This window comes from Streptomyces lanatus, from assembly GCF_014655715.1.
Lineage (GTDB): Bacteria > Actinomycetota > Actinomycetes > Streptomycetales > Streptomycetaceae > Streptomyces > Streptomyces lanatus.
On the sequence record NZ_BNBM01000003.1, the window covers coordinates 317,541 to 343,668 of the forward strand.

The following is a 26,128-nucleotide window of genomic DNA, read 5'->3' on the forward strand; positions in this document are numbered from 1 at the left end:
GGCCTAGGGCCGGGATCCGAAAGGGTTCCGGCCCTAGGTGTGTTCAGGGCTGGTGGCCCACCGCCTCCTCGTACAGCGACCGGTTCACCGTGCGTGACTCCGGGAGTGGGCTGCCCTCGGCCACGTCCTGGGCCTTGTATGCGGACTGGAGGCGGGACGTCGTGCCGGAGCGGATCTCCCAGTCCATGACCAGGGATGGAGTGGATTTGAGGATGGAGACCTCCGCCTTGAGTAGGTTCGCCAAGTATGTGACGAAGGTCGCATCGGCTTTGTAGTCGGCTGAGAAGTACGTGTTCACCGTGCGGATGTAGGCCCGCAGAAGGGCCACGCCCGCGTCCACGTCGTCCTGGAGCAGCGAGGGGCCGTACAGCATGCCGCCCAGGGGCTCGCCCTGCGGTTGGCCGCCGAGGAAGGCGTAGCCGGGCTTGCCGTCGACCTTGCGCCAGACCGGGTCGAGGAGCCACGCGGAGTCGACGCCGCCGTTCTGGAGGGCGGTGAGGACGTCGGCCGAGCCCAGTTGCTGGTACTGGATGTCGGCGAGGCCGCCACCGTGCCGCTCCAGGGCCTTCTCCATGGGGTAGGCGATGACCGAGCCCTTGCCGATCATCGTGCCGAGCCTGCGGCCGGCCATCGCCACGTGGGTGGCGCTCTCGCCGTCCTTCAGGCGGACCCACAGGCCGCTCTTCGACTTTGGGGCGGGGGAGAAGTTCCCTGCGACCCACTCGATGTCGAAGCCGCCCTTGACGCCGTTCATGACGGCCGCCTCCGGGGCCGCCCACAGTGCGTCGATGTCGCCCTTGGCGAGGAGGGGGAGTGCGTCCGGGGTCGGCAGGACCTTGAGTGTGATGTCCAGGCCCTCCTTCTTGAATTCTCCCTTGTCGAGCGCCACTTGTAGCGGGGCGACGTACTCCGCGCTCAGTGTTCCCGTCGCGATCGTCAGCTTGCGGGGCTCGCGCAGCGGTTGCGGGGGAGGGGCGCCGGGGAGGCAGCGGGCCGGGGTGCGGTTGGGGGTGAGGTCCTTCGGGTTCGTCCAGGCCTTCGCGCCGCAGCCCTCCACGGGGCGGATCGTGCGGTCGCCGGCGGCCGCCTTCGGCGAGGAGTCCGAGTCGTACGGTGATGAGCACGCCGCCGATGCCAGCAGTGCCGCCGCGGCGAGGAGCGCGCCGTACGCGTGTGGCCTTCCGCTCATGACTGGCCCCTTCCTCGGTCCCTCGGTGCCCAGGGCGTCAGCAGGCGTCCTGCGAAGCGGATCAGTTCGGAGAACAGGACTCCGAGGGCGGCTACGCAGACGATGCCCACGAACATCACGTCGTTCTGGAACAGTGCACGCGAGTCGAAGATGAGGTGGCCCAGGCCGTTCGTCGCGGCTATCTGCTCCGACGCGACGATGACCAGCACGGCCACGCCCGCCGCGATCCGCGCGCCCACCAGGACGGCCGGGAGCGACGCGGGGAGCAGGACGTGGCGGAACATCTGCCAGTGCGAGGCCCCGAAGACCTGGCCCGCGTCGCGGTGGCCGGACGGGATGGACATCACCGCGGACATCGTCGAGATCCAGACGAAGAAGAACACCGTCGCCGCCACCAACGCCACCTGCGGGCCCTCGCCCAGGCCGAACATGTTCAGGAAGACCGGCAGCAGGGCCAGCTTCGGTACGACGTACAGGGCGTCCAGGAGGGGCTCCAGCGCGGCTCGTATCAGGGGGAGGGAGCCCATCAGCAGGCCCAGGGCGTATCCCGCCGCCGTGCCTGCCGCGTAGCCCGCCAGGACGCGCTTCAGCGTGGCCCAGACGTCCGGCCACAGGTCGCCCGCCGCCGCCCGGTCCCAGCCGTCGGCGAGGATCGTGGACGGGGCCGGGTAGACACGGTCGTCGATCCAGGCCTGGGTGGCGGCCAGTTGCCACAGGAGAAGCAGAGCGGCGGGTACGGCCAGGGCCAGGCACAGCTCCAGGGCGCGCCTTCGGCGGTGGGTGCGGGTGGGGTGCAGTTCGCTCGGGCCCGGGCGGCGGACCAGGACCGATTCGGCCGGTGACTTCGCGAGCGTCGTCATGCCGGTGCCGCCTCCTTCCTCAGGAGGTCCCACAGGTCGCTCTTCAGGGCCGTGAACTCGGGTGTCACGCGGATGTCGCCCGTCCGCGGGCGGGGGAAGGGCGGACGGTGCTCCGCGATCACGCGGCCCGGGCGCGCGGACATCACCAGGACGCGGTCACCCAGGACGATGGCCTCCTCCAGGCTGTGGGTGATGAAGAGGGTGGTGGTGCGGAGGGACTGGGTGAGGTCCAGGAGTTCGTCCTGGAGGATCGTGCGGAGTTGGGCGTCCAGGGCGGCGAAGGGCTCGTCCATCAGGAGGAGTTCGGGTTCCACCGCCAGCGCTCGGGCTATCGCCACGCGCTGGCGCATGCCGCCGGAGAGCGTCGCCGGGTAGGCGTTCGCGAAGTCCGACAGGGCCATGCGGGCCAGCCAGTCGTCGGCGCGGGCGTTGGCCTCGCGGCGCTGGACGCGCTGGATGTCCAGGCCGAAGCGGACATTGGCGCGTACGGTCTTCCAGTCGTAGATGCCGTAGTCCTGGAAGATCATGGCCGCCGGGCGCGGGCTGGAGGTACGGATCTCCAGGGTGCCGGTGCTCGGGCGGAGCAGGCCCGCTGCGATGCGGAGCAGGGTCGACTTGCCGCAGCCGGAAGGGCCGACTACACAGACGAACTCGCCGGGGGCGACGGTCAGATCGAGGGGGCCGAGGGCGTCGACGGTGTGGGGGGTTCGGCCGAAGGCGCGCGTCAGGTCGGTCGCTCTGAGTTTGGGGTACGGCTCTCCCACTTCGGTCTCCTCGCGGAGTGCGGAACGGACGTGTGGGTGTCGTTGACCATATGACGGTCCGTCAGATTCCGGAACCCCGCCCGTCCGTACCCCGGGCAGCACGAAGCCCCGGCGCCTGTCGGTGCCGGGGCTCGAAGAAGTCGGTGCTAGGCCTTCGCGCAGTTCGGGCAGACGCCGCGGTACGTCACCTCTACGTCCGAGACCGTGAAGCCGAAGCGCTCGGAGTCGGGGAGGTCGGCCATCGGGTTGCCCGTGGGGTGGACGTCCCGGATGGAGCCGCACTGGGCGCAGACCAGGTGGTGGTGGGGCCGGTGGGCGTTCGGGTCGTACCGCTTGGCGCGCTTGTCGGTGGAGACCTCCAGCACCTCGCCGAGGGTCACCAGCTCGCCCAGCGTGTTGTAGACGGTCGCCCGGGAGATCTCCGGCAGCTTGGCGACGGCTCGCGCGTGCACCTCGTCCGCCGTGAGGTGGACGTGATCGCCGGCGAGAACCTCGGCCACGACGCGCCGCTGCGCGGTCATCCGCCATCCGCGTCCGCGCAGCCGTTCCAGAAGGTCGCTCATGGAGACACCTTAACAGCAGAAGGACCAGGTTCCGAATGGGTGTGACTTTGGAGCCTAGCTGAGATTGGAAGCTAGATTGACTTAGACAAAGTCCAGTGTAGGGTGGGGATCGTCTTTGGCCCATGGACAGGAGTGGCCGGAGTTGCTCGAAGCTACGCAGGAGGCGCACGTGACCCAGGGACCGCTCACGACGGAGGCCGGTGCTCCGGTCGCCGACAACCAGAACAGCGAGACCGCGGGCATCGGCGGCCCGGTCCTCGTCCAGGACCAGCTCCTGCTGGAGAAGCTTGCCCACTTCAACCGGGAGCGCATCCCGGAGCGCGTGGTGCACGCGCGCGGTGCCGGCGCCTACGGCACCTTCACGGTGACCGCCGATGTCACCCCGTACACCCGCGCCGCCTTCCTCTCCGAGGTCGGCAAGCAGACGGAGACCTTCCTGCGTTTCTCGACGGTGGCCGGCAACCTCGGTGCGGCGGACGCCGTGCGTGACCCGCGCGGCTGGGCGCTGAAGTTCTATACCGAGGACGGCAACTACGACCTCGTCGGCAACAACACCCCGGTGTTCTTCATCAAGGACGCCATCAAGTTCCCGGACTTCATCCACACCCAGAAGCGCGACCCGTACACGGGCAGCCAGGAAGCCGACAACGTGTGGGACTTCTGGGGGCTGTCGCCCGAGTCCACGCACCAGGTGACCTGGCTCTTCGGCGACCGCGGCATCCCGGCGTCGTACCGCCACATGAACGGCTACGGCTCGCACACCTACCAGTGGAACAACGAGGCCGGCGAGGTCTTCTGGGTCAAGTACCACTTCAAGACCGACCAGGGGATCAGGAACCTCACCCAGGCTGAGGCCAATCGGATCGCCGGTGAGGATCCTGACTCCCATCAGCGCGATCTGCGTCAGGCCATCGAGCGCGGAGAGTTCCCCAGCTGGACCGTGCAGGTGCAGATCATGCCGGCGGCGGACGCGGCGACGTACCGCTTCAACCCGTTCGACCTCACCAAGGTGTGGCCGCACGAGGACTACCCGCCGATCGAGATCGGCAGGCTGGAGCTCAACCGCAACCCGCACAACGTCTTCGCCGAGGTCGAGCAGAGCATCTTCAGCCCCGCGCACTTCGTGCCGGGCATCGGTCCGTCGCCCGACAAGATGCTCCAGGGCCGCCTGTTCGCCTACGGCGATGCCCACCGCTACCGCGTCGGCATCAACGCCGACCATCTGCCGGTGAACCGCCCGCACGCCACCGAGGCGCGCACCAACTCCCGGGACGGCTTCCTGTACGACGGCCGCCATGGCGGTGCGAAGAACTACGAGCCGAACAGCTTCGGTGGTCCGGCGCAGACGGGGCGTCCGCTGTGGCAGCCGTTCGACGCCTTCGGCGGCGGTACCGGCAACCACGAGGCGCCCGTCCATGCCGAGGACGACGACTTCGTGCAGGCCGGCAACCTCTACCGCCTGATGTCGGAGGAGGAGCGGGAGCGGCTGATCGCCAATCTGGCGGGTGCCCTCGCGCCCGTCTCGCGCGACGACATCGTCGAGCGGGCCGTCGGCAACTTCCGGCGGGCGGACGACGACTTCGGCAAGCGGCTGGAGGTCGCCGTCCAGGCCCTGCGTGGCTGATCACCAGCACTGGACCGCTTGCCGTGGCGGACGGGCCGGGTTCCTTCGGGGGTCCGGCCCGTCGCGCGTGGTCAGGCCGGCACGTGCTGTCGTGCGGGTGCCCAGCAGCGGATGATGTCGCGGACCGAGACGATGCCGACCGGCTCGTCGTGATCCAGGACGATCAGATGCCGGAAGCCGCCGTGTGCCATGGCGCGGGCCGCCTCCTCCAGGGTCCACGACGGCGCGGCGAACACGACGTCGTTCGTGGTGTGGTCATGGGCGCGTTCGGTGTCCGGGCTCTGGCCGAGGCCGACGGAGATCAGGATGTCGCGTTCGGTGAGGATGCCGATACCGCCCGCGTCGGGGTCATGGACCACGGCCGCGCCGACCCGGCGGGTGGACATGAGAGCGGCGGCCTGGCGAAGGGTGTGGGTGGGGCCGATGGTGAGGACCACGGTGCTCATGGCGTCACGTACGAGCATGGATGGAGCCACCTCCTGAAGTGCCCCCGCACCGTTTGTTCACGGTTTCACAAATTCACAAGTGGGGGGACTCTCAGAGTGACAGGTAAAGAGGGGGTCAACAAGGGGGCGCTCAGTAGCGCTCGTTGAGGTACCCGAGGAACTCGTCGTGCAGCAGGCCGTTCGAGGCGGCGGCGTTGCCGCTGTGCGGGCCGGGGCGGCCGTCGAGTCCGGTGAAGGAACCGCCCGCCTCCGTCACGATGATCGCGTTGGCGGCCATGTCCCACAGGGACAGCTCGGGCTCGGCGCAGATGTCCACCGAACCCTCGGCGACCATCATGTACGGCCAGAAGTCGCCGTACGCGCGCGTGCGCCACACCTCACGGGTCAGATCGAGGAAGCCGTCCAGCCGCCCCTGCTCCTCCCAGCCGCTCAGCGAGGAGTACGCGAACGAGGCGTCCGCCAGCTTGGAGACCTTGGACACCCGCAGCCGGGACGCCGAGGACAGGCTGCGCCCCGCGAAGGCGCCGTGTCCCTGGGCCGCCCACCAGCGCCGGCCCAGCGCGGGAGCGGAGACCAGGCCGACGACGGGCTGGTAACCGCCCTCCCCGGCCTCCATCAGCGAGATGAGGGTGGCCCAGACCGGAACGCCGCGCACATAGTTCTTCGTGCCGTCGATCGGATCGATCACCCAGCGACGGGGCCCGGTGCCCTCGATGCCGTACTCCTCCCCGAGAATCGCGTCTCTGGGCCGGGCACGCTGCAACTGCCCCCGGATGAGCTCCTCGGCGCCCTTGTCCGCCTCGCTCACCGGGGTCATGTCCGGCTTGGTCTCGACCTTGAGGTCGAGAGCCTTGAATCGGTCCATCGTGGTCGCGTCGGCGGCGTCCGCGAGGACGTGGGCGAGTCGCAGATCGTCGAGGTAGTCCGGCATGGAACGAACCGTATCCGCCGTGGTCGGGGTGGGGCTATAGGCCCCGGGATCATGGGCGGGTCGCAAACCCCCGTACATCCCGCCCGCGAAGCCCCGCGCACCCCGGGGCAGAAGCGCCCCCGCATGCTTTCGCGAACCCTTGACAGTGCCCCCTCGCGCGTCAAATCTGGGCGCAGAGCCGCTTGCCCCCAGGAGGCGATGATGCCTGCAGCGCGGGAATCCCTGCTGGACGCCGCTTACACGGCGCTGGCGCGTCGGCCGTGGTCCGCTGTGCGGATGGTGGACGTGGCGGCGGCTGCCGGAGTGTCCCGGCAGACCCTGTACAACGAGTTCGGGAGCAAGGAAGGCCTTGCCCGCGCGCTGGTCAGAAGGGAGGCCGACGGCTATCTCGCCGGTATCGACCGCGCCCTGGCCACTCCCAGTGACGCCCGCGACCGGCTCACCGCCACCGCCGAGTGGACCGCGGGCCTGGCTCGCGACAACGCCCTCGTGCGCGCCATGCTCACCGGCTGCTGGAGCGAGCGGCTGCCCTCCCCGACCCTGTCCGCGGTGCCGTCCTCCTCGGCCGTCCCGGCACAGCGCCGCGCCGACGGGCCCCTCCCCTCACCGGGCGACTTCGTGGCCTTCGTGCGCGACCGGGCGGTCTCCGTCCTGACCGGCCCCGGCGTAAACAAGGTCGACACCGCCGACCTGGCCCGCTCCTGCGAACTCGTCGTGCGCCTCGCCCTGTCCTGCGTCGCCGCCCCACCCGGCGAGGGCGGTGTCGCCGACCTCGTACGCAGCGCGCTGCACCGGCAGTTGCCGGCCTGAGCACGCGGCCGCCTCAGTGCGCCGAACCCGACAGCTGCAACCCGATGACACCCACGATGACCAACGAGATCGACACCAGCTTCAGCGTCGACACGATGTCCCCGAGGAAGATCATTCCGTAGATCGCCGTGCCCGCCGCGCCGATCCCCGTCCACACCGCGTACGCCGGGCCCACGTCCAGCTTCCGCAGCGACAGCGTCAGCAAGCCGAAGCTGCCGAGGGCGAAGATGCAGAAGGCGACGGTCGGCCACAGCCGGGTGAACCCATGGGAGAGCTTCAGACAGACGGCGAAGCCTGTTTCGAGCAATCCGGCCACGATGACCAGCAGCCACGCCATGTGCTGTCCTCCCGTATGTCCGGCTCGGTGCGATTATGCACTTACCGAACTCCCGTACAGGCAAACAACGCGGAGGTCAGTCGCCTTCCCTCAGTCGCCTTCCGTGCGCTCCCGCGTGGCCAGCAACCGCCGCAGCGAGTACAGCCGCGCCGGATCCGCGTGTCCCTGCGCCACCCAGTCGTCCAGCGCACAGTCCGGTTCATCATGACTGCACGCACGCGGGCACCCCTCGGTTCCCGGTTCCAGATCCGGGAACGCGTGGATCACCCGCGACGGGTCGATGTGCGCCAGGCCGAAGGAACGGACGCCCGGGGTGTCGATCACCCAGCCGTCCCGCTCCGACAACGGCAGCGCCAGCGCCGATGTCGTCGTGTGCCGGCCCCGCCCGGTCACCGCGTTCACATGGCCCGTCGAACGCCGACGCTCCTGCGGCACCAGCGCGTTCACCAGCGTCGTCTTGCCCACACCCGAGTGCCCGACGAACGCCGTGACCCGGCCGTCCAGCAGCGCCCGCACCCGGTCCGCCGCACCGCCGTCCGCCAACTCCTCACGGTTGGTGACGACATACGGGATGTCCAACGCGCCGTACAGCTCCAGGAGTTCGTCCGGCGGCGCCAGGTCCGACTTCGTCAGCACCAGCAGCGGCTCAAGGCCTCCGTCGTACGCCGCCACCAGACAGCGGTCGATGAGCCGGGGCCGTGGCTCGGGGTCGGCGAGGGCGGTGACGATGGCGAGTTGGTCGGCGTTGGCCACCACGACCCGCTCGTAGGGATCGTCGTCGTCGGCGGTACGGCGCAGCAGCGACGACCGCTTCTCGATCCGCACGATCCGCGCGAGGGTGTCCTTCTTGCCGGACAGATCGCCGACGAGGGCCACCCGGTCGCCGACCACCGCCGCCTTGCGGCCGAGTTCGCGGGCCTTCATCGCCAGCACGATCCGGTCCTCGACGAGACAGGTCAGCCGCCCCCGGTCGACGGTGAGGACCATGCCCTCGGCGGCGTCCTCGTGCTTGGGCCGGATGTTCGTACGGGGCCGGGTGTTGCGTCGGCCGGGACGGGTGCGGATGTCGTCCTCGTCGGTGTGCTTGCCGTAGCGGCGCATGGCGTGAGTCCCTACGCCCCGAGCATCCCGGTCCACAGTTCGGGGAAGTCCGGCAGGGTCTTCGCCGTCGTCGCCACGTTCTCGATGCGTACACCCTCGACCGCGAGGCCGATGATCGCGCCGGCGGTCGCCATGCGGTGGTCCTCGTAGGTGTGGAAGACGCCGCCGTGCAGCCGGCGCGGGCGGATGTGCAGACCGTCGGCGGTCTCGGTGACATCACCGCCGAGTTCGTTGATCTCCTTGGTGAGCGCGGCCAGCCGGTCCGTCTCGTGCAGCCGCAGATGGGCGACACCGCGCAGGGTGGAGGGGGAGTCCGCGACCGCCGCGACCGCCGCGATGCCCGGGGTGAGTTCGCCGACCTCGCTCAGGTCCACGTCGATGCCGTGGACCGCGCCCGAACCGGTGAACACCAGCCCGTACTCGGTGAGTTCGCAGGAGCCGCCCATCTCCGTGAAGATCTCCCGCAGCCGGTCACCGGGCTGCGTGGTGCGGGCCGGCCAGTCCGGGATGAGCACCTTGCCGCCGGTCACCAGCGCGGCGGCCAGGAACGGCTGGGCGTTCGACAGATCCGGCTCGATCGTCAGATCACGGCCGAGCAGGGCGCCCGGCGTGACCCGCCAGACGTTCGGCTCGCCGCCCGACTCCGGGGTGTCCACCTGGGCGCCGACGGCACGCAGCATGTCGACGGTCATCCGGATGTGCGGCATGGAGGGCAGCGAGGAGCCGGTGTGCCGGACCTCCACACCCTGGTTGAAGCGCGGCCCGGAGAGCAGCAGAGCACTCACGAACTGGGACGACGACGAGGCGTCGATCTCCACCGGGCCGCCCTCCAGCGCACCCCCGCCGTGCACCGTCAGCGGCAGCGCGCCCCGGCCGTCGTCGTCGATCCGCGCACCGAGGGCGCGCAAGGCGTCGATCACACCGTGCAGGGGGCGCTCGTACGACCGGGGGTCGCCGTCGAAGCGGACGGGACCGTCGGCCAGCGCGGCGACCGGCGGCAGGAAGCGCATCACCGTGCCGGCATTGCCGACATCGACCGTGGCCGGGCCGCGCAGCCCCGCGGGGAGCACACGCCACGCCTCACCGGTGCCCTCCGGGCCGACGCCCTCCTCGATGCCGACGCCCATGGTGCGCAGGGCGCCCGCCATCAGCAGGGTGTCGCGGGAGCGGAGGGGGCGGCGCAGCCAACCGGGTTCCGAGGCGAGGGCGGCGAGGACGAGGGCACGGTTGGTGACCGACTTGGACCCCGGCACGTGGACCGTCGCGTCGACGGGTCCGCTCGCTTGGGGGGCGGGCCAGAGGGCGGGGTGTGCGGCGGGGTTTTGGGCCATGGGTTCACTTTATAAGGAGCGTGTGGTTCGGGTGCGGCGCCGTTGGGGCTGGTCGCGCAGTTCCCCGCGCCCCTGAGGTGGGCTGTCACACCTCCAGCAGCCAGCGGCCGCCACCTATCAATGAGCAGAGCGACACCGCGTGGAACAGGAACAACCACAGCCCCGCCGGCACATGCGTCAGCCGCGACAGCTGATCCGCGTCCGAGTCCCCCGCCCCTCCCCGCGCCCGCTTCGCCTGCAGCTCGAACGCCGGCCGTACCCCGCCCACCAGCAGGAACCACACCACCACATACGCGAACGCCGCCTGCACCTGCGGCCCCGTGAACCAGCTGACCAGTACGAACGTGCCGCCCGTGACGAACACGGTCAGGGCGCCGTACGCGTTGCGGATCATGACCAGCATCGCCACCAGCAGGACCGTCGCCAGCCACAGCAGGAGCGTGATGCGGCCCGCAGCCAGCAGTGCGGCGCCGCCCAGGCCCAGCAGCGGGGGAGCGGTGTAGCCCGCGGCCGCGGTGAGGATCATGCCGATGCCGTGCGGCTTGCCGCGGCTGACGGTGAGGCCGCTGGTGTCGGAGTGCAGACGTATGCCGGTCAGGGTCCGGCCGGTCAGCAGCGCGATCAGGCCGTGGCCGCCCTCGTGGGCGATGGTGATGGCGTTGCGTGAGAGGCGCCACAGGACGTGCGGGACGACGAAGGCGAGTGCGACGACCAGGGCGGCGATCACGACCCACAGATCGGGGTCGGGCTGGGTGCCGGAGACCTCGTCCCAGAGGGAGGCGAGCGAGGCGGATGCGGTGCTGTCCATGTAAGGCGATGGCTCCCTGTGGTCGGCTGGAATCTGGCAGTGTGGCACGCATGTGCGGACGGTATGCAGCGAGTCGTAGGCCCGAGGATCTCGCAGGAATCTTTGAGATCGAGACGTGGGAGCCGGAGGAGTCCCTTGAGGCGGATTACAACGTGGCTCCGACCAAAGAGGTCCTCGTCGTTCTCGACCGTCCCTTGAAAGACGTGGACGACCCCGCGCCGGTTCGGCAATTGCGCAAGCTGAAGTGGGGCTTGGTGCCCAGCTGGTCCAAGACTCCCGAGAGCGCCTTCAAGATGATCAATGCTCGGGCCGAGACGGTGCATGAGAAGCCGTCGTACAAGCGGGCGTTCTCCTCCCGGCGCTGCATCATCCCCGCCGACGGCTACTACGAGTGGGTCACCGGCAAGCAGGAGCGGGACCTGGAGGTCGAGGGGAAGAAGAAGCGGCCGCGCAAGCAGCCCTACTTCGTGCTGCCCGCCGACGGGACGGTGTTCGCGATGGCGGGGCTGTACGAGTTCTGGCGGGACAAGACCCTGCCCGACGAGCACCCGCAGGCCTGGTGGGTCACCTGCTCGGTCATCACCACGGAGGCCGAGACGACCCCGCTGGCCGTCGCGCCCGAGGAAGGCCCGCACACGCTCGCCGAGATCCACCCCCGGATGCCGCTGATGCTGACGCCGGACCGCTGGGACGCCTGGCTCGACCCCTCCCGCAAGGACCCCGAGGAACTGCGCACCCTCCTCGACCCTCCGCCCGCCGGACTGATGCGCGCCTACCCCGTCTCCACGCTCGTCAGCAACGTCCGCAACAACGGCCCGGAGCTGCTGAAGGAGCTGGACGGGCCCGAAGAGGGCACACTCTTCTGATGTGACGACCGTGACGACCGAGATCATTGGTACGGAGGCGGGGGACGCCCGCATCACCTGGCACCCGGCGAAGAAGGCCAGGCTGGTCCTCGCCGCCAGTCATGGCGCCGGCGGCGGCATCGGGGCCCGGGACCTTGTGGCGCTCGCCGAGGCCCTCCCCGCCCACGGGGTGACCGTCGCCCTCGTGGAGCAGCCCTGGCGCGTGGCCGGCAAGAAGGTGGCGCCCGCGCCGAAGACCCTGGACATCGGCTGGCGGGGCCTGTGGCCCGCGCTCGCCGTACCCGGGCTGCCCGTGATCGCGGGCGGGCGCAGCGCGGGGGCCCGTGTCGCCTGCCGTACGGCCGTGGAGCTCGGCGCCCATGCCGTGCTCGCGCTCAGCTTCCCCCTGCACCCGCCGGGCAAGCCGGAGAAGTCCCGCGCCGAGGAACTGCTCGGGTCCGGGGTGCCGACCCTCGTCGTACAGGGCGGGAACGATCCCTTCGGCAAGCCCGAGGAGTTCCCGGACGGTGACTTCGAGCTGGTCGAGGTGCCCTACGGCGACCATGGCCTCGCCGTGCCCAAGCGGGCGCCCCTCGATCAGGACGAGGCCGTGGCGCTCGTCACGGACGCGGTGATGAAGTGGGCCGGGTCACTCGGGTAAAGCTTGGGGAATGTCGGAGGCCCGGCCTTGGTTGTGGCGGACACAGGTGCTGAAGCACCAGCGCCGACGCCGTACGAGAGGAAGTCCGCCGCATGGGTTCGACCCACTGCCAGAGCCGCAGCAGCCGCGCCGACCTGGACTGGACGGTGCTGCACGCGGCCAGGACCGCCACTATTCGAGGGGCGGCGGGTACGGCAGGTCGTCTATCCTCCGATTCAGGCGGGACCGGTTTCGGCCCTGCCCGGAATCTTGAGGAGGTGGGTCCGGTTCCCGGTACCGACGCAGGGACCGACAACGGCCAGGCGGAGCAGCCCGAGGGCCTGGGCACGAGCGCGGAGTCGACCGCGGAGCGCAGCGCGCGCTTCGAGCGGGACGCGCTCGAATTCCTCGACCAGATGTATTCGGCCGCGCTGCGTATGACGCGCAACCCGGCCGATGCGGAGGACCTGGTGCAGGAGACGTACGCCAAGGCGTACGCGTCGTTCCACCAGTTCCGCGAGGGCACCAACCTCAAGGCGTGGCTGTACCGGATCCTCACCAACACCTTCATCAACTCCTACCGCAAGAAGCAGCGTGAGCCGCAGCGTTCGGCGGCGGAGGAGATCGAGGACTGGCAGCTCGCCCGCGCCGAGTCGCACATGTCGACGGGTCTGCGCTCCGCGGAGTCGCAGGCGCTCGACCATCTGCCGGACTCGGACGTGAAGGAAGCGCTCCAGGCCATCCCCGAGGAGTTCCGCATCGCCGTGTATCTGGCCGACGTAGAGGGCTTTGCGTACAAGGAGATCGCGGACATCATGGGGACACCCATCGGTACGGTGATGTCCCGGCTGCACCGGGGCCGCCGTCAACTGCGCGGCATGCTCGAGGACTACGCCCGCGAGCGCGGACTGGTCCCGGCCGGCGCCGGAGAGTCGAACGAAGCGAAAGGCTCGGGCTCATGAGCTGCGGAGAGCCGCACGAGACGGACTGCTCCGAGGTACTCGATCATCTCTACGAGTTCCTCGACAGCGAGATGCCGGACGTCGACCGCGACAAGTTCAAGCAGCACTTCCAGGAGTGCTCGCCGTGCCTGGAGAAGTACGGGCTCGAAGAGGCCGTGAAGAAGCTGGTCAAGCGGTGCTGCGGACATGACGACGTGCCGACCGACCTGCGCGCCAAGGTTCTGGGGCGGCTCGATCTGATCCGCTCGGGACAGGCCGTGCCCGAGCACGACGTCACGGCGACACCGCAGGAATCCTGAACGCACAGTCGTCACTCGAACGTGCTAATCCCCCGGTCTTAGGACCGCGCACCTCCCCCTGCCCGCCCTAGGCTCCTCTGCCTGAAGCGCGTGGCCTGGGAGGGGCGTATGGAGGCGACACCCGCACCGGCACGTGGCTACGTCCTCTGTGTCGCCCTCGGCGCGCTGTACTGCGTGCACACGCTGCCGGCGGACGCCGTCCCCTGGTGGGCGGTGGCGCTGCTGGCCGCGCTCTACGCCGGGGGCGAGCGGTTGTCCGGCTCGTTCTATCCCGTGCTCCTCGCCGGGGCCTTCCTGCTGCCGCCGTCCGCCGCCGCGCTGGTCGCGGTGCCGGGCGCGCTGCTCGCCCCGGCCGGCGGGCGCCCGCGTCTGCTGCGCCGGGTGTGGCGGGCGGCGCAGCTCGTGGTCGTGGTGTGGGTGGCCGCCCGGGTGCACGGGGAACTCGGCGAGCACGACGCCGTGGTGGCCGCCGACTTCCCGCACGCGCTGCTGCCGGTCGGCGCCGCCGTGCTGGCGTTCTGCCTGGCCCTGAGCCTGCTGGACACCGGGATCCTGGCGCTCGCCGAGCGCGTACCCCCGTGGCGCGCCTGGCGTGAGCAGTTCCCGCGCTCCCTCGCGCCGATCGCCGTGCACGGTCTGGCCGGTCTGATGATGGCCGTGCTGTGGCGCAGCCCCTACGGTCCCGTCGCCGCGCTGCTCGTGCTGCTGCCGATGTGCGTGTCGTGGTGGGCCTTCGCCCAGTACCACCGGGAGCGCGCGGCCCATCAGGCGACCATCCGGGCCCTCGTCCAGGCCGTCGACATCAAGGACGGCTACACCCGAGGCCACAGCGAGCGCGTCGGACAGGCCTCCATGATGATCGCCCGTGAGCTGGGCCTCGCCGGCGAACGCGTCGAGGTGCTCCGCTTCGCCGGGATCCTGCACGACGTCGGCAAGCTGGGCGTGCCCACGCGGCTGCTGCGCAAGAACGGGCCGCTGACGCCCGAGGAGCGGCGGGTGATCGAGCTGCACCCCGAGTACGGGCACGAGATGGTCCGCGGGATCTCCTTCCTCGGCGAGGCCCGGGCCGCCGTACTGCACCATCACGAGCGGCTGGACGGCAGCGGCTACCCCTACGGGCTGAGCGGGAGTCAGATCCCGGAGTCGGCACGGGTGGTGGCCGTCGCGGACGCCTTCGACGCCATGACGTCGACCCGGTCCTACTCGCGGGCCCGGCCCGTCTCCGAGGCGCTGCGGGAGCTGGAGAAATGCGCGGGCTCACACTTCGACCCCCGGATGGTCACGGCCCTCGCCGGCGCCCTCGACCAGCACGGCTGGCATCCCGCGGTGACCGCCGACGAGCCCGCGCCGCCGACCGCCGGGCCTTCGGCCGACCGTGTTCCCGGGGCGCGTCGATGAGGGCCCCGGGTGTGGCGGCCAAGGGGGTCGTGTCGATGAGCGCCCCGAGGCCACCCGTCCTGCTCACCCTGATCCACGCCTGCGCCGCGCTCCTCGCCACGGGATGTGTGCTCGGCATCCTGGCCGGGGGCCTCGCCGAGCGGGCCACGGCCCTCGCCTTCGGGGTCCTCATCACCCTCGGCGAGCTCACCCGGTGGGCCGGGGCCGAGGGCAGGGAGGCCGCGCCGCTCGGTGCCGCCGCCGCACTGTCGTACGCCCTGCTCGGCGACAACGGCTCGGAGCCCACACAGCACGGCGCCGTGCAGGTCGTCGGAGTCGTCCTGGCCGCCTCGCTGCTGGGCAGCGTGCCGCACATCGCGCGCGGGCGCCCCGTGCTCGACCACCTCACCCGGCGCGTGCTCACCGTCGGCTTCGCGGCCGTCTGCTTCCAACCCCTGTCCAACCAGGGCACGTTCGACGGCTGGGGCACCTCCTACGCGCTGCTCCTGCTGGCGATCCTCACCCTCACCGCCCTGTGCGACGCCCTGCTCGCCGCCGCGCTGGCGCACACGCGCACCCGGTGGCCCTTCGGGCCGCTGCTGCGGGACGAGCTGCGGGCGACCCTCGGGATCGGGTCGGCGGTCTGCGCGACGGGCGCGGTGATGGCGCTGGCGGTAGCCGTGATCGGGCTGTGGGCGCTGCCCGTGTTCTCGGTGCCCCTGCTGCTGACCCAGCTGTCCGTCCGCCGCTACAGCGCCGTGCGGACCACCTACCGGCAGACCATCGCCTCCCTCGCCCGCGCCACCGAGATCGCCGGGTACACCCCGGCCGGACACGCCCGGCGGGTCGCCGCGCTCAGCCGGGACGTGGGGCGGGACCTGGGCCTCACCGAGGCCGAGCTCACCGTGCTGGAGTACGCGGCCCTCATGCACGACATCGGTCAGCTCAGCCTCGTCGACCCGGTGCCGGACGGGGCCACCGCCGTGCTGCCCGTAGAGAAACAGCGGCGGATCGCGCTGCTCGGAGGGGCCGTCGTACGGCAGACCGGCGTGAACCCGCAGGTCGCGCTGGTCGTGGAGCGGCTCGCCGACCCCTGCCCCGAGCAGCCGCTGCCCGCGCGGATCGTGCGGGCGGTGAACGCCTACGAGGAGATGGCGCGCGATGCCGGGCCGGGAGGGCCGCTGAAGGCGCTCGAAGAGCTGCGACTGGGTACCGCGGGGGAGTACTCGGCGGAGGTGGTGGAATCGCTGGCCCAGGTGCTGTCCAGGGAGGGTCTGGCAACGCCCTTGGCTGGGTAACCCATGGGTAATGAGCGCCCTTCCAGCCGTACGTGGTTGGATGCGAATGAGAGTGTGTCCGGGGGCGAGCACTAGCCAGCCCACTCCACGGAACTGGCAGGCGGGAATCGTGAGGATCTTCGGCAAGGGACGGCACCGGCCCTCCGCCTCCTGGCGGCAGGCCACCGACCGGGCGTTCACGCTCATCGGCGACGGCCGGTACGAGGACGCGGGCGCGCTGCTGACACGTGCCGCCGATCTGGAGCCCTGGCTTTCGGAGTCCTGGTTCAATCTCGCGCTGCTGCACAAGTTCCGGCACGACTGGGAGCAGGCCCGGGCCGCCGGACTGCGTGCCGTGGCGCTGCTCGACCGGGAGACCGGGGCGCCCGACTGGTGGAACGTCGGCATCGCCGCGACCGCGCTGCAGGACTGGCCGCTGGCCCGGCGGGCCTGGCAGGCGTACGGGCTGCGGGTACCCGGCGGGGCCACCGACTCCGGCGAGCCGGTCGGCATGGACCTGGGCAGCGCTGCCGTACGGCTGTCCCCGGAGGGGGAGGCCGAGGTCGTGTGGGGGCGTCGTCTCGACCCCGCGCGGATCGAGGTGCTGTCGATTCCGCTGCCGTCGTCCGGGCGGCGCTGGGGCGAGGTCGTGCTGCACGACGGCGTCCCGCACGGCGAGCGGACCACGACGTCCGGGCACGCCTACCCCGTCTTCGACGAGATCGAGCTGTGGGCGCCTTCGCCGGTGCCGACCTGGGTGGTGCTGCTGGAGGCGGCGACCGAGGCCGACCGGGACGCGCTGGAGCAGCTCGCCGCGGACGCGGGGTTCGCCGCGGAGGACTGGTCCTCGTCGGTGCGGCTGCTGTGCCGGATGTGTTCCGAGTCGCGGATGCCGTCCGATGAGGGGGACGGGGAGCATCTGGATCCGCACGATCACAGTGAGCCGGGGCATCCGGGGCCGCTCGGCCATCGGACCGATGGGCAGCTGTGGGTGCCGGAGCGGGAGTGCGGGGTGGCTGCGCCGGCTGCGTTGGTCCGGGGGCTGCTGGACGGATGGGTTGCCGACAGTCCTGATTCCAGGGATTGGCGGGACTTGGAAGAGGTCTGCTAGGCGCCGTAGGGGCGGGGTCGTCGGCAGGCTGCGGGCTGTGTGTGGTTGATCGCGCAGTTCCCCGCGCCCCTATCGGGGCGCTCCCCGTACCCTGTATCAGGATTCACCCTCTTTCTTTGTGCAGGAAGGCATACGTCGGTCATGGCCCAGCAGGACACCGAGCAGCAGCACGCGGGCGTGCTCCCCGTGGACGACGAGGGGTTCGTCGTCGACACCGAGGACGCGGAGGAGCGCGAGAACGCCTGGCGTGAGCGCGGCACCTCGCGGCCGATCACCGTGGTGGGGAACCCGGTTCTGCACAAGGAGTGCAAGGACGTCACCGAGTTCGGCGCCGAGCTGGAGCAGCTGGTGGCGGACATGTTCGCCTCGCAGCGCACCGCCGAGGGCGTGGGCCTGGCCGCCAACCAGATCGGCGTCGACCTGAAGGTCTTCGTCTACGACTGCCAGGACGACCAGGGCGAGCGGCATGTCGGCGTCGTCTGCAACCCGAAGCTCGTCGAGCTGCCCGCCGAGCAGCGCCGGCTGGACGACAGCAATGAGGGCTGTCTGTCGGTGCCGACCGCGTACGCGGCGCTCGCCCGCCCCGACTACGCCGAGGTGACCGGGCAGGACGAGAAGGGCAACCCGATCAAGGTCCGCGGCACCGGCTACTTCGCCCGGTGTCTGCAGCACGAGACGGACCATCTGTACGGCTACCTCTACATCGACCGTCTCTCCAAGCGCGAGCGCAAGGACGCGCTGCGGCAGATGGCCGAGAACGAGCCCCGCTACGCCGTGGTTCCCAACGACTGAGGTCCACTGACCGAGGTCCTCATACGCTCCTGGCGCTCGGCGCCTGGTCAGGTTCCCCACCCGGCCAGGCGCCGTTCGCATGTTCGTCGCATGTTCGATCGCGTACGCGCGAAATGAAGCAAATACGTTCCCAGAACGGTCAGTTGTGGTGCTGAATGGAGGTGCGGGGATACGCGACTGCACAACTGGCGGCTGAGAGGAGTTTGTTCGTGCATGCTTTCTCGGACAGCACCACAGCGACATCGACGGCGGTCCAGGTTCCACCGTCGCTCTCTCTCCCGGTGATCGAAGCGGCGTTTCCCAGGCGACTTCATCCCTATTGGCCCCGGCTCCAGGACAAGACCCGGGCCTGGTTGCTCCAGAAGCGACTGATGCCGGCCGACAAGGTCGAGGAATATGCCGACGGCCTGTGCTACACCGACCTCATGGCCGGGTACTACATAGGCGCCCCGGACGATGTCCTCCAGGCGATCGCGGACTACAGCGCGTGGTTCTTCGTCTGGGACGACCGGCACGACCGGGACATCGTCCACCGCCGCCCGGCGGCCTGGCGGCGGCTGAGATTCCGGCTGCACACGGCGCTCGACTCCCCCGAGGACCATCTGCACCACGAGGATCCGCTGGTGGCGGCGTTCGCGGACAGCGTGGGACGGCTGTTCTCGTTCCTGCCCGGCACCTGGAACGCGCGGTTCGCCCGGCACTTCCACGCCGTGATCGAGGCGTACGACCAGGAATTCCACAACCGAATGGAAGGGAAGGTCCCCACCGTCGAGGAATACCTCGAACTGCGCCGGCTCACCTTCGCACACTCGATCTGGACCGATCTGCTGGAGCCGAGCGTCGGAATGGAACTTCCGGAATCCGTGCGCAAATATCCGGCATATCGACGGGCGGCACTGCTGAGCCAGGAATTCGCCGCCTGGTACAACGATCTCTGCTCATTCCCGAAGGAAATAGCGGGCGACGAGGTCCACAATCTCGGTATCAGTCTCATCACCCACAAGGGGCTGACTCTCGAAGAGACGATCGCGGAAGTCAGACGACGCGTCGAGGACTGCATCTCCGATTTCCTGGTGGCCGAGCGCGAGGCCCTGGAATTCGCCGGCCTGCTGGCCGACGGCACACCGCGGGGCGCGGAACTCGGCACCGCCGTGCGCGCCTGCGTCGGCAATATGCGCAACTGGTTCAGCTCGGTCTACTGGTTCCACCACGAGTCCGGCCGTTACCGCGTCGACAGCTGGGACGACCGGTCCACACCCCCGTACGTCAACAACGAAGCGGCAGGTGAGCTATGACCACGGTCCTGGAACTGCGTGAACCGCCCCTCGCCGGCGGGGGAGTCCCGCTGCTGGGCCACGGCTGGAGGATGGTCCGCGATCCGCTGGCCTTCGTGGCGGCGCTGCGCGACCACGGCGACGTCGTACGGATCAAACTGGGGCCGAAGACGGTGTACGCCGTCACCACACCCGACCTCACCGGCGCGCTCGCGCTGAGCACCGACTTCGAGATCGCCGGGCCGCTGTGGGAGTCCCTGGAGAGCCTGCTCGGCAAGGAGGGCGTGGCCACCGCCAATGGGCCCCGGCACCGGCGGCAGCGGCGCACCATCCAGCCCGCCTTCCGGCTCGACGCCATCCCCGGGTACGGGCCGATCATGGCCGAGGAGGCGCATGCGCTGACCGAGCGCTGGCGGCCCGGCGAGACCGTCGACTGCACCGCCGAGTCCTTCCGGATCGCCGTGCGGATCGTGGCCCGCTGTCTGCTGCGCGGCGCGTACATGGACGAGCGGGCCGACCGGCTGTGCGCCGCCCTCGACACCCTGTTCCGCGGCATGTACCGGCGGATGGTGATCCCCCTCGGGCCGCTCTACGACCTGCCGCTCCCGGCCAACCGCCGATTCAATGGCGCCCTGGCCGATTTTCATCTCCTGGTCGACGAGGTCATCGCCGAACGCAGGGCATCCGGTCAAAAGCCGGACGATTTGCTGACGGCATTGCTGCACGCGAAGGACGAGAATGGTGACCCCATCGGGGAGCAGGAGATCCATGACCAGGTCGTCGCGATATTCACCGCCGGCACCGAAACGGTGGCGTCCACGATCTTGTGGCTGCTCCATGTGCTCGCGGAACATCCGGAACACGCCGACAAGGTAAGCGCAGAGGTCGAATCCGTCACCGGCGGTCGCCCCGTGGCATTCGAGGACGTCCGTGCGCTGCGGCACACCAACAATGTCGTCGTGGAAGCGATCCGTTTGCGCCCCGCGATCTGGATTCTGACGCGCCGGGCGGTGGCCGACACATCACTCGGTGGCTATCGCATTCCGGCCGGAGCCGACATCGTCTACAGCCCCTACGCCGTCCAGCGCGATCCGAAGTCGTACGTGCGCCACCTCGACTTCGACCCCGACCGCTGGCTTCCCGAGCGCGTCAAGGAGGTGCCGAAATACGCCATGAGCCCCTTCGGGGTCGGCAACCGCAAGTGCCCGAGCGACCACTTCTCCATGGCGATGCTGTCGCTGATCACGGCGGCCCTGGCCGGCCGGTACCGCTTCGAGCAGGCGTCCGGCTCGAACGACTCGACCCGGGTGGGGATCACCCTGCATCCGCACACCCTGCTGCTGACGCCGGTCGAGCGGGAGTAGCTCAGGCCGCCTCGGGGCCCTGGAACGTCCGCCGGTAGGCGTTCGGTGTCGTCCCCAGCGTCCGTACGAACTGATGGCGCAGCGCGGCCGCGGTGCCGAACCCGGTCCGGCCCGCGATCGCGTCCACGGTCTCGTCCGTCGCCTCCAGCAACCGCTGGGCCAGCAGCACACGTTGGCGCAGGATCCAGCGGTAGGGAGTCGTGCCGGTCTCCTGCTGGAAGCGGCGGGCGAAGGTGCGCGGTGACATGAGCGCGCGCTCGGCGAGCTGCTCGACGGTGACGTCCTCGTCGAGGTGGCGCTCCATCCAGGCCAGCACCTCGCCGACAGTGTCGCACTGGGAGCGCGGCAGCGGGCGCTCGATGTACTGGGCCTGTCCGCCGTCCCGGTGCGGCGGCACCACCATGCGCCGGGCGATCTTGTTGGCGACCTCGGGCCCCTGCTCCTGGCGCACGATGTGCAGACAGGCGTCGATCCCGGCGGCGGTGCCGGCGCTGGTGATCACCGGGCCCTCGTCGACGTACAGCACATCGGGCTCGACGATCGCCCGCGGGTGCTGTCGGGTCAGTTCCCCGGCGTGCTTCCAGTGCGCACTGCACCGCCGCCCGTCGAGCAGCCCGGCCGCGCCCAGCACGAAGACGCCGGAGCACACGCTGAGCACCCGCGCGCCCCGCTCGACCGCTCTGACCAGGGAGTCCAACAGCTCGGGCGGATAGTCGCGCACGACATAGTCGCTGCCCGCGGGCACCGCGATCAGGTCGGCCTCCTCAAGCCGCTCCAGACCGTAGGGCGTGGAGACGGAGAGTCCGCCGACATGGGTGCCCAGCGTCGGCCCCTCCGCCGATACGACGGCGAAGTCGTACGTGGGCAGCCCCTCGTCACTGCGGTCGATGCCGAACACCTCGCAGACGACGCCGAGTTCGAAGGGATGCACGCCGTTGAGCAGGACGGCCGCCACGTTCTTCAGCATGCTGCCAGTGTGCCTCGGAAGTGGCAGTAAATCGAGGGTGTACGGCAGTCCTGCCACTGTCAGGAGTGTCTTGCCGGTATGAGACTTACCTCATGAACGCAATCCTCGAATACGTCGCCGTAGTGATTCTCTTCCTGATCCTCGCGGGTCCGGCGCTCGTGGGACATCTCCACGAGCGCCGGATCGACCGCCAGCTGAAGGCGGTGGAATCCAAGAAGACTCAGAAGTCCTCGTCCAGGTCGACGGTGCCCTCCACCGCCACCTGGTACGCCGAGGGACGCCGCTCGAAGAAGTTGGTGAGCTCCTGAACACCCTGCAGCTCCATGAAGCTGAAGGGGTTCTCGGAGCCGTACACCGGAGCGAAGCCGAGGCGCGTCAGGCGCTGATCGGCGACACACTCCAGGTACTGCCGCATCGAGTCGGTGTTCATGCCCGGGAGGCCGTCACCGCACAGGTCGCGCGCGAACTGCAGCTCGGCCTCGACGGCCTCCCTCAGCATGTCGGTGACTTCCTGCTGGAGCTGGTCGTCGAAGAGCTCCGGCTCCTCCTTGCGGACGGTGTCGACCACATCGAAGGCGAACGACATGTGCATCGTCTCGTCGCGGAACACCCAGTTGGTGCCGGTGGCCAGACCGTGCAGCAGGCCCCGGCTGCGGAACCAGTAGACGTAGGCGAAGGCACCGTAGAAGAACAGGCCCTCGATGCACGCGGCGAAGCAGATCAGGTTCAGCAGGAAGCGACGCCGGTCGGCCTGGGTCTGCAGGCTCTCCAGCTTCTCGACCTCGTTGATCCACTTGAAGCAGAACTCGGCCTTCTCGCGGATCGAGGGGATGTTCTCGACGGCGTCGAAGGCGGCCGCCCTGTCCTCCGGGTCGGGGAGGTAGGTGTCAAGGAGCGTCAGATAGAACTGGACGTGCACGGCCTCCTCGAAGAGCTGGCGCGACAGGTACAGGCGCGCCTCCGGGGAGTTGATGTGCTTGTACAGCGTCAGCACCAGGTTGTTCGCCACGATCGAGTCGCCCGTCGCGAAGAACGCGACCAGCCGGCCGATCATGTGCTGCTCACCCTCGGACAGCTTGGCGAGATCGGCGACGTCCGAGTGGAGGTCGACCTCCTCCACGGTCCAGGTGTTCTTGATGGCGTCCCGGTAGCGCTCGTAGAAGTCCGGGTAGCGCATGGGGCGCAGGGTCAGCTCGAAGCCCGGGTCGAGGAGATTGGCGTTACGGGTACTCATTACTGGCAGGCCTCGCAGGACTCGGGGTTTTCCAGGGAGCAGGCGACGGCGTCTTCGGGCGCCGGCTGCTGGGCGGGGATGGCGGCTTGGGCCTGGGCGGCGCGGGCGATGCGGGTCGCCGGGCGCGAGCGCAGGTAGTACGTCGTCTTCAGGCCCGACTTCCAGGCGTACGCGTACATCGAGGAGAGCTTGCCGATGGTCGGCGTCTCCAGGAACAGGTTCAGGGACTGCGACTGGTCCAGGAACGGGGTCCGGGCGGCGGCCATGTCGATGAGCCCGCGCTGCGGGATCTCCCACGCCGTGCGGTACAGCGCCCGTACGTCCGCCGGGATCCAGGCGAAGTCCTGCACCGAGCCGTTCGATTCGCGCAGCGCCTCACGGGTGCGGGCGTCCCACACGCCGAGCGCCTTCAGCTCGTCGACCAGGTAGGAGTTGACCTGGAGGAACTCACCGGAGAGCGTCTCGCGCTTGAACAGGTTGGAGACCTGCGGCTCGATGCACTCGTAGACACCGGCGATGGACGCGATGGTGGCGGTGGGCGCGATGGCGAGCAGCAGGGAGTTGCGCAGACCGGTGGTGGCGATACGGCCGCGCAGGGCCGCCCAGCGCTCCGGCCAGGTCAGCTCGGCGTCCGGGTAGTGGTCGGGGTGCAGGACGCCCTGGGCGGTACGGGTCTTCTCCCAGGCAGGCAGCGGGCCGCTGCGCTCGGCGAGGTCGGCGGACGCCTCGTACGCGGCGAGCATGATGCGCTCGGCGATCCGCGTGGAGAGCGCCTTCGCCTCGGGCGAGTCGAAGGGCAGCCGCAGCTTGAAGAACACGTCCTGCAGACCCATCGCGCCGAGGCCCACCGGCCGCCACTTGGCGTTGGAGCGGCCCGCCTGCTCGGTCGGGTAGAAGTTGATGTCGACGACACGGTCCAGGAAGGTGACGGCGGTGCGGACGGTGGCGTCGAGGCGCTCCCAGTCGATGTCCCCGTTGTCCACGAACGCGCCGAGGTTGACCGAGCCCAGGTTGCAGACCGCCGTCTCCCCGTCGTCGGTGACCTCCAGGATCTCCGTGCAGAGGTTGGACGAGTGGACGACATGGCCCGGCAGCGCCGTCTGGTTGGCGGTGCGGTTGGCGGCGTCCTTGAACGTCATCCAGCCGTTGCCGGTCTGCGCGAGGGTGCGCATCATACGGCCGTACAGATCACGCGCCGGGATGGTCTTCTTGGCGAGCCCGGCGGCCTCGGCCTTGCGGTAGGCCGCGTCGAACTCCTCGCCGTGCAGATCGACCAGCTCGGGCACGTCGGCGGGGGAGAACAGCGACCATACGGCGTCCGCGTTCACCCGGCGCATGAACTCGTCCGGGATCCAGTGCGCGAGGTTCAGATTGTGCGTACGGCGGGCGTCCTCACCGGTGTTGTCGCGCAGCTCCAGGAACTCCTCGATGTCGGAGTGCCAGGTCTCCAGGTACACCGCGGCGGCCCCCTTGCGCCGGCCGCCCTGGTTCACCGCGGCGACGGAGGCGTCGAGGGTCTTCAGGAACGGGACGATGCCGTTGGAGTGCCCGTTGGTGCCGCGGATCAGCGAACCGCGGCTGCGGATGCGGGAGTACGCGATGCCGATACCGCCGGCGTGCTTCGAGAGCCGGGCGACCTGGTGGTAGCGGTCGTAGATGGAGTCCAGCTCGTCGAGCGGGGAGTCCAGGAGGTAGCAGGACGACATCTGGGGGTGCCGGGTGCCGGAGTTGAACAGGGTGGGGGAGGAGGGGAGGTAGTCGAGGCGGCTCATGAGCCCGTAGAGCGCGGCGACTTCGTCCAGTGCGCGGACACTGTCGTCCTCGGCGAGACCGGCGGCGACCCGGAGCATGAAGTACTGCGGAGTCTCGATCACGCGACGGGTGATCGGGTGCCGGAGCAGGTACCGGCTGTGCAGGGTGCGCAGGCCGAAGTAGCCGAAGCGGTCGTCGGCGCCGGTGTCGACCAGGGCGTCGAGACGGGCCGCGTGGATCCGCGCGAACTCCGCGGTGCGGTCGGCGATGAGGCCCTCGCGGTGGCCGACGGCGACCGACCCGGTGAAGGACGTGACGCCCTGCGAGGCGGCCTCGGCGGCGATGGAGAGGGTCAGCAGCCTGGCCGCCAGCCTGCTGTAGGCGGGGTCCTCGGAGATGAGACCGGCGGCCGCCTCGGTGGCCAGCTCGCGCAGCTCCGCCTCGTCCGCGCGCGCGGACCGGCCCCGCAGCGCGGCGGCGGCGACCCGGCCGGGGTCGGCGTCGAGGAGGTCGGCGGTCAGCTCGGTGAGGGTCCGCAGCAGTGCGGTACCGGGACCGTCGGTCTTCAGCTCGGTGACTGAAACCGGGTCGGCTGGCGCGATGGTCACGTGGGGGCTCTCCCTCGCTCGGCACGGGGCCTCGCCGAGGGCAGGGGGCGGTACACGAGCGCACGGGGCGTCGCGTCCACCGGCCCATTCCACGAGGCCCGGACGTCAGGGCGCACCGGCCGGGTGGCCGGGCGCGCTGTCGGCAGGTCCTCGGACTGACTCTCATATGTGTGCGAACACGCATGAGTACACCGTTGCGGGACAGTTCCGGATTCGCACCGGATTCCCCTGCGACGACAGCGAGCACGAGCATACATCTTGTGCCGGGCTGTCGTATCACCCCCAGATGTTGTGTCGCGCTGGTTTCAGAGCGTCAACTCGTAGGTGAGAAGAGTGATGTCGTCGAGGTGCGGGATCGGATTCCAGTCCCGCTCCGGTGTGCGGACGAAGCCCAGCCGTTCATAGATGCGGTGGGCTCCGTGCATGGTGCGCTGGGTCGACAGGACGATCCTCGCGCAGCCCTCGGTGGCCCGCGCCCGATCGACGCAGGCGCGGACGAGGGCCTCGCCGGCGCCACGGCCCCGTCCGTCGTGCGCGACCGCCAGCATGCGGATCTCCGCCTCCGAGGGGCGGGCTATGTCGGCCATGGGGCCGCCGGACGGGACGAAGGTCACGCCGCCCAGCAGCCGGCCGTTCTCGACGGCCACCAGCACCTCGGCGGCGGCCGCGCGCCCCGCCACGTCCTTCAGTTCGCTCAGGTATTCGTCGCTCTCGCCGAAGTCGAGGAGGCCGTCCTGGAGATAGGCCCGGGCGGTGATCTCACCGAGGGGCTCGTACTCGCCGGGTTCCGCCCGCCGGATCACGATGTCCATGGGGCCGAGTCTGCCGGACGCGACGAGCGGCGGGCCGCCGGATTTCTCCG

At 69.9% G+C, this 26,128-nt stretch carries 26 protein-coding genes and 1 riboswitch; of the genes, 12 read left to right on the forward strand and 14 right to left on the reverse strand.

The window, feature by feature from the left end; all coding sequences use genetic code 11:
- Window positions 1-43: 43 nt before the first annotated feature.
- The 4 genes from IE325_RS10400 to IE325_RS10415 form a co-directional block, all read right to left on the reverse strand.
- Window positions 44-1,189, reverse strand: coding sequence for an ABC transporter substrate-binding protein (locus tag IE325_RS10400; RefSeq protein WP_190069500.1), 1,146 nt, complete (start codon window positions 1,187-1,189; stop codon window positions 44-46).
- Window positions 1,186-2,049 carry an ABC transporter permease gene (locus IE325_RS10405; RefSeq protein ID WP_190069501.1) on the reverse strand — a complete coding sequence of 288 codons (864 nt, stop codon included), beginning with the start codon at window positions 2,047-2,049 and terminating at the stop codon, window positions 1,186-1,188. The genes IE325_RS10400 and IE325_RS10405 overlap by 4 nt, the downstream gene beginning before the upstream one ends.
- Window positions 2,046-2,813 carry an ABC transporter ATP-binding protein gene (locus IE325_RS10410; RefSeq protein WP_190069502.1) on the reverse strand — a complete coding sequence of 256 codons (768 nt, stop codon included), beginning with the start codon at window positions 2,811-2,813 and terminating at the stop codon, window positions 2,046-2,048. Before IE325_RS10410 ends, IE325_RS10405 begins: the two co-directional genes overlap by 4 nt.
- Before the next feature lie 146 nt (window positions 2,814-2,959).
- Window positions 2,960-3,376, reverse strand: coding sequence for a Fur family transcriptional regulator (locus IE325_RS10415; RefSeq protein WP_190069503.1), 417 nt, complete (start codon window positions 3,374-3,376; stop codon window positions 2,960-2,962).
- A 169-nt stretch (window positions 3,377-3,545) separates the two neighbouring features.
- On the opposite strand from IE325_RS10415, the gene IE325_RS10420 reads away from it, so the two are divergent.
- On the forward strand, window positions 3,546-5,000 hold the full coding sequence (locus IE325_RS10420; RefSeq protein ID WP_190069504.1) for a catalase: 1,455 nt from the start codon (window positions 3,546-3,548) through the stop codon (window positions 4,998-5,000).
- A 71-nt stretch (window positions 5,001-5,071) separates the two neighbouring features.
- Here the strand turns inward: IE325_RS10420 and IE325_RS10425 are convergent, their stop codons facing one another.
- Together IE325_RS10425 and hisN are read right to left on the reverse strand one after the other, a co-directional pair.
- A complete protein-coding gene (locus tag IE325_RS10425; RefSeq protein WP_190069505.1) occupies window positions 5,072-5,464 on the reverse strand; it encodes a CBS domain-containing protein in 393 nt (130 codons plus the stop codon).
- A 112-nt stretch (window positions 5,465-5,576) separates the two neighbouring features.
- Window positions 5,577-6,377, reverse strand: a complete 801-nt coding sequence (hisN, locus tag IE325_RS10430; protein WP_190069506.1) for a histidinol-phosphatase — start codon at window positions 6,375-6,377, stop codon at window positions 5,577-5,579.
- 198 nt (window positions 6,378-6,575) lie between these two features.
- Between hisN and IE325_RS10435 the strand changes: the two genes are divergently transcribed.
- The gene (locus tag IE325_RS10435; RefSeq protein WP_190069507.1) at window positions 6,576-7,187 is read left to right on the forward strand and encodes a TetR/AcrR family transcriptional regulator; all 612 of its coding nucleotides are present in this window, start codon (window positions 6,576-6,578) and stop codon (window positions 7,185-7,187) included.
- A gap of 13 nt (window positions 7,188-7,200) precedes the next feature.
- Here IE325_RS10435 and IE325_RS10440 read toward each other — a convergent pair whose 3' ends face one another.
- From IE325_RS10440 to IE325_RS10455, 4 genes are all read right to left on the reverse strand, one after another.
- On the reverse strand, window positions 7,201-7,524 hold the full coding sequence (locus IE325_RS10440) for a DMT family transporter (RefSeq protein WP_190069508.1): 324 nt from the start codon (window positions 7,522-7,524) through the stop codon (window positions 7,201-7,203).
- 90 nt (window positions 7,525-7,614) lie between these two features.
- Window positions 7,615-8,625, reverse strand: coding sequence for a ribosome small subunit-dependent GTPase A (rsgA, locus tag IE325_RS10445; protein WP_190069509.1), 1,011 nt, complete (start codon window positions 8,623-8,625; stop codon window positions 7,615-7,617).
- Window positions 8,626-8,636: 11 nt separating this feature from the next.
- Complete coding sequence (aroA, locus tag IE325_RS10450; RefSeq protein WP_190069510.1) at window positions 8,637-9,956, reverse strand: 3-phosphoshikimate 1-carboxyvinyltransferase; 1,320 nt, start codon at window positions 9,954-9,956, stop codon at window positions 8,637-8,639.
- 85 nt (window positions 9,957-10,041) lie between these two features.
- Window positions 10,042-10,764: a M50 family metallopeptidase gene (locus tag IE325_RS10455; RefSeq protein ID WP_190069511.1), complete on the reverse strand. Its 723-nt coding sequence runs from the start codon at window positions 10,762-10,764 to the stop codon at window positions 10,042-10,044.
- A 50-nt stretch (window positions 10,765-10,814) separates the two neighbouring features.
- Between IE325_RS10455 and IE325_RS10460 the strand changes: the two genes are divergently transcribed.
- The 10 genes from IE325_RS10460 (at window position 10,815) to IE325_RS10505 (ending at window position 20,705) form a co-directional block, all read left to right on the forward strand.
- The gene (locus IE325_RS10460; protein ID WP_190069512.1) at window positions 10,815-11,630 is read left to right on the forward strand and encodes an SOS response-associated peptidase; all 816 of its coding nucleotides are present in this window, start codon (window positions 10,815-10,817) and stop codon (window positions 11,628-11,630) included.
- Window positions 11,631-11,640: 10 nt separating this feature from the next.
- Window positions 11,641-12,270 (forward strand): alpha/beta hydrolase family protein, encoded by a 630-nt coding sequence (locus IE325_RS10465; protein ID WP_190069802.1) that lies wholly within the window; start codon window positions 11,641-11,643, stop codon window positions 12,268-12,270.
- A 257-nt stretch (window positions 12,271-12,527) separates the two neighbouring features.
- Window positions 12,528-13,211, forward strand: coding sequence for an RNA polymerase sigma factor SigR (gene sigR / locus IE325_RS10470; RefSeq protein WP_190069513.1), 684 nt, complete (start codon window positions 12,528-12,530; stop codon window positions 13,209-13,211).
- Window positions 13,208-13,510: a mycothiol system anti-sigma-R factor gene (gene rsrA, locus IE325_RS10475; RefSeq protein ID WP_190069514.1), complete on the forward strand. Its 303-nt coding sequence runs from the start codon at window positions 13,208-13,210 to the stop codon at window positions 13,508-13,510. The genes sigR and rsrA overlap by 4 nt, the downstream gene beginning before the upstream one ends.
- A gap of 108 nt (window positions 13,511-13,618) precedes the next feature.
- The gene (locus tag IE325_RS10480) at window positions 13,619-14,908 is read left to right on the forward strand and encodes an HD-GYP domain-containing protein (RefSeq protein WP_190069515.1); all 1,290 of its coding nucleotides are present in this window, start codon (window positions 13,619-13,621) and stop codon (window positions 14,906-14,908) included.
- A 35-nt stretch (window positions 14,909-14,943) separates the two neighbouring features.
- The gene (locus tag IE325_RS10485; RefSeq protein WP_190069516.1) at window positions 14,944-16,185 is read left to right on the forward strand and encodes an HD-GYP domain-containing protein; all 1,242 of its coding nucleotides are present in this window, start codon (window positions 14,944-14,946) and stop codon (window positions 16,183-16,185) included.
- Between the two features lie 109 nt (window positions 16,186-16,294).
- Window positions 16,295-17,275 (forward strand): tetratricopeptide repeat protein, encoded by a 981-nt coding sequence (locus tag IE325_RS10490; RefSeq protein WP_190069517.1) that lies wholly within the window; start codon window positions 16,295-16,297, stop codon window positions 17,273-17,275.
- A 141-nt stretch (window positions 17,276-17,416) separates the two neighbouring features.
- Complete coding sequence (gene def, locus IE325_RS10495) at window positions 17,417-18,067, forward strand: peptide deformylase (protein WP_190069518.1); 651 nt, start codon at window positions 17,417-17,419, stop codon at window positions 18,065-18,067.
- A gap of 209 nt (window positions 18,068-18,276) precedes the next feature.
- Window positions 18,277-19,362: an epi-isozizaene synthase gene (gene cyc1 / locus IE325_RS10500; protein ID WP_190069519.1), complete on the forward strand. Its 1,086-nt coding sequence runs from the start codon at window positions 18,277-18,279 to the stop codon at window positions 19,360-19,362.
- A complete protein-coding gene (locus IE325_RS10505; RefSeq protein WP_190069520.1) occupies window positions 19,359-20,705 on the forward strand; it encodes a bifunctional albaflavenone monooxygenase/terpene synthase in 1,347 nt (448 codons plus the stop codon). The genes cyc1 and IE325_RS10505 overlap by 4 nt, the downstream gene beginning before the upstream one ends.
- Before the next feature lies 1 nt (window position 20,706).
- Here IE325_RS10505 and IE325_RS10510 read toward each other — a convergent pair whose 3' ends face one another.
- The 4 genes from IE325_RS10510 to IE325_RS10525 all read right to left on the reverse strand — a co-directional run bounded on the left by IE325_RS10510 (window position 20,707) and on the right by IE325_RS10525 (window position 26,078).
- Window positions 20,707-21,672 (reverse strand): GlxA family transcriptional regulator, encoded by a 966-nt coding sequence (locus IE325_RS10510; protein ID WP_190069521.1) that lies wholly within the window; start codon window positions 21,670-21,672, stop codon window positions 20,707-20,709.
- Between the two features lie 220 nt (window positions 21,673-21,892).
- Window positions 21,893-22,906, reverse strand: coding sequence for a ribonucleotide-diphosphate reductase subunit beta (locus tag IE325_RS10515; protein WP_190069522.1), 1,014 nt, complete (start codon window positions 22,904-22,906; stop codon window positions 21,893-21,895).
- Window positions 22,906-25,266, reverse strand: coding sequence for a ribonucleoside-diphosphate reductase subunit alpha (locus IE325_RS10520; protein ID WP_190069523.1), 2,361 nt, complete (start codon window positions 25,264-25,266; stop codon window positions 22,906-22,908). Before IE325_RS10520 ends, IE325_RS10515 begins: the two co-directional genes overlap by 1 nt.
- A gap of 124 nt (window positions 25,267-25,390) precedes the next feature.
- A riboswitch (cobalamin riboswitch) is annotated at window positions 25,391-25,519 on the reverse strand.
- A gap of 52 nt (window positions 25,520-25,571) precedes the next feature.
- Window positions 25,572-26,078: a GNAT family N-acetyltransferase gene (locus IE325_RS10525; protein WP_190069524.1), complete on the reverse strand. Its 507-nt coding sequence runs from the start codon at window positions 26,076-26,078 to the stop codon at window positions 25,572-25,574.
- Window positions 26,079-26,128 lie beyond the last annotated feature (50 nt).